General features: G+C 42.7%; 6 protein-coding genes. 5 read left to right on the top strand and 1 reads right to left on the bottom strand.

All coding sequences use genetic code 11. The features are described 5' to 3' along the window. The first annotated feature begins 170 nt into the window (after positions 1–170). The 4 genes from F3741_03265 (at position 171) to F3741_03250 (ending at position 3,243) form a co-directional block, all read left to right on the top strand. On the top strand, positions 171–539 hold the full coding sequence (locus tag F3741_03265; GenBank protein ID MZG29819.1) for a DUF1566 domain-containing protein: 369 nt from the start codon (positions 171–173) through the stop codon (positions 537–539). A gap of 29 nt (positions 540–568) precedes the next feature. Continuing rightward, the gene (locus tag F3741_03260) at positions 569–2,185 is read left to right on the top strand and encodes a tetratricopeptide repeat protein (GenBank protein ID MZG29818.1); all 1,617 of its coding nucleotides are present in this window, start codon (positions 569–571) and stop codon (positions 2,183–2,185) included. Between the two features lie 131 nt (positions 2,186–2,316). Next, positions 2,317–2,772 carry a hypothetical protein gene (locus tag F3741_03255; protein MZG29817.1) on the top strand — a complete coding sequence of 152 codons (456 nt, stop codon included), beginning with the start codon at positions 2,317–2,319 and terminating at the stop codon, positions 2,770–2,772. Between the two features lie 6 nt (positions 2,773–2,778). Then, entirely contained in the window at positions 2,779–3,243 is a 465-nt protein-coding gene (locus F3741_03250; GenBank protein ID MZG29816.1) for a thioredoxin-dependent thiol peroxidase, read from the top strand. Positions 3,244–3,271: 28 nt separating this feature from the next. On the opposite strand, the gene F3741_03245 is transcribed toward F3741_03250, so the two are convergent. Continuing rightward, positions 3,272–4,675: a M24 family metallopeptidase gene (locus tag F3741_03245; protein MZG29815.1), complete on the bottom strand. Its 1,404-nt coding sequence runs from the start codon at positions 4,673–4,675 to the stop codon at positions 3,272–3,274. Between the two features lie 187 nt (positions 4,676–4,862). Between F3741_03245 and F3741_03240 the strand changes: the two genes are divergently transcribed. Continuing rightward, a partial coding sequence (locus F3741_03240) for an SOS response-associated peptidase (GenBank protein MZG29814.1) occupies positions 4,863–5,357 on the top strand: 495 nt, incomplete at its 3' end.

Raw genomic sequence — 5,357 nt, 5'->3', positions numbered from 1 at the left:
TATCGACCCCCTATTCATTCGAAATCACAAAAAAGCCTGTTGCCTTAATAATACTGCTTCTTATTCTGGGAGCTCTAAGCAACAACACCTTTGCCAATCCAATAAAGTCCGATGACAATCGATTTCTGGACAATGGTGATGGAACAATTACAGACACCAAAACCAAATTGATGTGGATGAAACAAGACTCCTACCTTCATTCAGGACACTGGCTCAATTGGATGGAGATTCACGATTATGTCCGGCAGCTCAACAAAGAAGGGTTTGCCCATTATATTGATTGGAAATTGCCCACAACCCAGGAGCTTATAACGCTGTACGAACCCGAAAAGGTAAATAGTTCACAGGTGGGAAAAGAAATGAAAATACACACCGACCCCATTTTCGCGAAAAATGGCAGCGGCTCCCTTTGGTCAGCAGAAGAAAATGGACGTTACAATGCACTTGGAGTGGTTTTCAATACTGGCGAAGTATTTAACACCAATAAAAAGTCCCGCTCCCGAAAAGCCACTCGGGCCGTGCGAGTCAACCCGAACTGAGTTTATCCTTTAAAGACGGAAAACAAAAAATGACAGCTTCAATGAAAGTACTTTTAACAACATTATTACTCATTTCAACCGTTGTTCCTGTTAGCGCCACCTACCCTTCACTGGATATAGCGCACTGGGACCTTTCTGTATCAAGTGATAGAAATGACCCGGGCTATCAAAAAGTCAGAAACCTGGTCTCAAAAAAACAGTATGACGAGGCCATCGAAATTCTTGACAGAAAAATAACTGAACAACCCAAAGAATCGACCCCTGAGATTCTAAAAGCCCTGATTTTAAATGAAAAAGATGAACCTCTTAAAGCCCTGGATGTATTGCTCATTGGGTTTAAAAAAGAACGCCAGCACCCAGCCTTACACTTCGGCTTCTGCCAGATTCACCGCAAACTTGGAAAAGGCATGGTCTCTGAAAAGGCGTGTATCATAGCCGCCCAGCAGCATCACCAGGACCCATTGGCGCATTATGAATATGCTTTAACTTTGATGGCACTTGGCAAAGCTAAAGAAGCGAACAAAGAATTAGCAGAAAGCGCCAAACTGTCTCCTAAAAACTCAACATACCCTTATGAACGAGGGATGATTTTCAATTACCTGAACCAGAATGATGAGGCTGAAAAATCTTTCGAGCAAGCATTTTCTTTAGACAATACTAATGTTGAAGCGGCTTATCAGCTCGCCTACCTGTATGCAACACGAAATAATAAAGAGAAGGCGGAGTTTTATATCAATCATATTCTGGACCACCATCGGGGTCACCCCAAAGCAGGGTCAGCCAAACTACTTAAAGAATATATATTTCAAGGTGCTATCGACAAGCTTCCATTAAAAGTCGTGCCGGGACAATATCATTTAAGTCGCTCAAAATCTCTTTACAAGTCGAAACAGTACGGATTGTGCATTATTGAAGCTGAGACAGCGGCCCGACTGAGCCCAAATGACATTAACACACAAGAGATTCTTGTCGGTCTTCATAGCATGTTTTTGCGGCTGGATAAGGCAGAAAAGTCTGTTAACAAATTTATTGAATACGCAAAAGATAACGACAAACTTAAAAGCAGGGGATATCAGGAATTGGGTGATTTAGAAGTGCTTCGTGGACATCTGGGAAAAGCCAAAGACCTATATGAAAAAGCCAAAAGCCTGGGAGACCCAAATGGTATTGCCAAGGCCTCTCTGGAAGAGTTCCCGAAAAACATGGACTCGACGGAGCAACAACCTTTGAACCCAAATGCTTTATTCATCAATCCCAGTGAAGCAATGAACAGGAAGGGAGAAATCTTCGCTCATTTTGGAATGTATGAACGAGCCCTGGGTATCTATTCCATGGTATTGAGATTGGATCCGAATAACCTCACTGCCCTACTTAATACGGCAACTGCCAATTATAAAAAAGAAAAGTACAATCGGACCATATCCATCCTGGAGAGGCTGTTAGTCATCCACCCCAATCATGAACATATAATCGCCCACCGGTTACTGCTGGCACGCTCATACGTTTTGAATGGGGATCTTGGTGATGGAATCAAACACCTTGAAATTGTGATGAAATTGAATCCCGGCCTGAAAAAAGTCATCTCCTCTGACCCTACCTTTGAAAAGTTAAGGGCTTTAGAAGGTTTCCAGAATTTAGTCCAGTAGAAAATTACAAATTCCGGCTAAACTTAAAGTTAAGTTTGACTTTAATTTTTCGTTCCTGTCTAATGCTCTACATCTTGCTCTTTATAGAATTTCACAAAGACTCCACGAACCCAAACTACGGGGAGCGGCACATGACCAGGAATCAATATGTACCTAAACATAGAAAGTTTTTCTCAGTTGCTATAATTTATTTCACAGTAGTTATCTTTCTGGCACATTCTCCAGGAGCATTTGCCGCCAGTATTTGCAAAGAGGGCCTAAAAGAACTGCAAGGCAGTCAGGAAGTCATTCAGTCCAAGGGCGGACTATGGGGATACCTTGAAAAATCTGGTTCGTTAAAGGACAAATCCATACTGGGACTCCAAATTGATGGAAAACTTCAACGCCTGATAGTTACTTTTGAGTCATTGTGCGAACAAGGCAAAACACCTACCCCGAAACTTCATGGGTTGGTTTTGGGATTGATTGGGGATGCAAGGATGATTTTCAACAGAGCTGCTGACCGGCAACCCAAAGATAAGGTTTTAGAAAAATTAAACGGCCTCAGTAAAAATATTGATGAGTTGCAAGCACAACTACCTGACTGAAATACCATGCCTGAATTGAAAGAAGGAAAAAAAGCACCAGATTTTACAGCTATTGACCAGGACGGGAAAAAGGTCAAGCTCAGTTCGTTCAAGGGTAAAAAGAATGTCGTGCTTTATTTTTATCCCAAAGACATGACCCCCGGCTGCACGACCCAGGCTTGTGATTTTCGTGACAATCACAAAAAATTCAAGAACACTGTCATTCTTGGTGTGAGCATTGACTCAACCGAAAGACATCAGAAGTTCATTGAAAAATACGGCCTGCCTTTTACTCTGCTTGCCGACACTGAGAAAAAGGTGGTTCAAAAATATGGTGTCTGGCAGGAGAAAAAACTCTACGGAAAAACTTTTATGGGAATTGTCCGAACCACCTTCATCATAGATAAAAACGGCGTCATTCAAAAGATATTCCCAAAAGTCAAAGTTAAGACCCATATCGAAGACGTCCTTTCAGCATTGAAAGAAATTTAAAAGGCTTCGATTTTTAGAAAAAGCAGCCTCACGAAGGAGCCATCAATTTTTCAATCTGCCTGACGGTTTTAGGAATTTTACTGGAAAGGTTCAAGCAGCCGGCAGTTGTCATCACAAGGTTGTCCTCTATACGAATACCTATTTTTTCATCGTAGTTTTTTCCGTTCAATCGAATGCGGAACTCCCCATACAATCCCGGCTCGTTGCTGATCATCCAACCCGGCTTCATTGGCTCCTTAAGATAATTTCGAAAAGGATCCCCATCGTGTTCCTGCTCACCCATCAAGTGCCCCACACCGTGTGGACGACCTTTATACTGAAGTTTTAACTTTCCACCAAGTGCCCTAAAGTCTCGTTCAAGCCCATCATTAATCTTATCCCAGCAAACAGCATTCAACTCATCCATCGTCACCCCGGCCCGTGCATTTTTCTCAACAGCAACCTGGGCTTTTAAAACAATTTCATATAGTATCTTTTGCATGGGGTTGAACCGACCGGAAACAGGAAATGTTCGGGTGATGTCGGCGTGCATGGTCATCCATCGAACTCCAAAGTCAATCAGCATCATTTCATTTTTTGCGAAATCATCATCATTCTTAGTGTAATGGAGGACCGTTGCGTTGGAGCCTGATGCGACAATAGACGGATAACTGAGTCCATATGGCGTATTCATCAGCATTTGCCCTTCCAGAAACCCCTGCACCTGGCATTCATTACTGAAGTTTTTAAAGTTTTTCAGCATGGCCTTATACCCGCCATTGGTTATTTCCTGGGCCTTGCGGGCATTGGCAATATCATATTTATCCAGCGGCAGCCGCAATTCAAAATGGATCTTCATGATGTTTTTCAAGGCACCCCTGGGAGCCTTCCAGGACCTCAACCATCCTTCAAGCCTTTTCTTAAAATCGAAATTATGATCAGTGGAAATGTTGACCGCTTTGCCATTTTTAATACCTTCCAGCCAAAGGGTTCCCATTGTTTTTTTCTTCTGCTTCATGAACCGCTCTTTCAGAACATCCTTGAACTCGCGGATATCACGAACATCCTGAATTCCCGTCACCGAACGCACTTCCCTCACACTTTTTTCGTCGCCAACACCGAAACGGACCCCTTCCCAAAATTCCAAAATTCGATCCTTACGATCCACGAATAAAATCTCTTTCGACTCCCTTGAGCTCGGGTCCAATAGCAGAATGACATTGTTCTGATTAATGCCTGTCAAATACATCATTGCCGGTTCCTGGTAGGTTGGAGTATAAGCGTAAGACCAGGTTGTCTTTCCCGCAGGACCATAAGGAACACCTGTGATCGCCATGAGCTGGCCTTCCTTCTCCATCAACTTTTTTCTTCTGTCGCGGAACCTGCGCTTGGCAAAAGCTCCTGCTCCTCCATCCCGGAATATCCCTGTATGAACTTTTTTTAAGGTTTTCATAAATTATATTTGTTTTAGACTTGATCTATTATAAGTTGTGGTTTTATAAATTGATTTAGCTGAGAAAACATTTTGTTCGTCGATGAGATCATTTGCGTATCACCGTCGCACTAATGGTTAATCATACTATAAGCTTGGAAGTCACCCAACCCCTCATAATTTAAATTAACGAATCAATACTCTTAATATGTGTGGACGTTATACTTTAGCCAAACCTTTAAAGCTCATCGAGTCCCATTTCGGTCCTCTCCATATAAATCTTGATTATCGTCCAAGCTACAATATAGCTCCCAGTCAACTTTCTCCCGCGGTCATCAATGGTTCCGATCAAAGGGAATTGATAGCACTGAAGTGGGGGCTGGTGCCGCCATGGGCAAAAGATGAAAAAATGAAACTGATTAACGCCCGTTCAGAAACCGCACATGAAAAACCCAGCTTCAAGAGTTCATTGAGATCTAAAAGGTGCCTGATTCCTGCTGATGGGTTTATAGAGTGGAAGGGTGCTGAAAAACAGCCTTGCTTTATTTATTTAAAAGATCAGGCACTCTTTGCCTTTGCGGGACTATGGTCAAGCTGGAAAAATCCTGAAGGCGTGAGCATCAATACCTATACGATTCTAACCACCGAGGCAAATGAAACTCTAGCCACGATTCACCAGCGAATGCCGGTCATCCTGCCAACC

This window comes from Nitrospinota bacterium (assembly GCA_009873635.1).
In the GTDB taxonomy this organism is placed as follows: Bacteria; Nitrospinota; Nitrospinia; order Nitrospinales; family VA-1; genus LS-NOB.
This window is presented reverse-complemented; position numbering and strand designations above follow the sequence as displayed.

Bases quoted from the DNA above. Each gene is read 5' to 3' on its own strand.
- F3741_03250 (MZG29816.1), top strand. From the start codon at position 2,779: ATGCCTGAATTGAAAGAAGGAAAAAAAGCACCAGATTTTACAGCTATT.
- F3741_03255 (MZG29817.1), top strand. From the start codon at position 2,317: ATGACCAGGAATCAATATGTACCTAAACATAGAAAGTTTTTCTCAGTT.
- F3741_03260 (MZG29818.1), top strand. From the start codon at position 569: ATGACAGCTTCAATGAAAGTACTTTTAACAACATTATTACTCATTTCA.
- F3741_03245 (MZG29815.1), bottom strand. From the start codon at position 4,675: ATGAAAACCTTAAAAAAAGTTCATACAGGGATATTCCGGGATGGAGGA.
- F3741_03265 (MZG29819.1), top strand. From the start codon at position 171: ATGTGGATGAAACAAGACTCCTACCTTCATTCAGGACACTGGCTCAAT.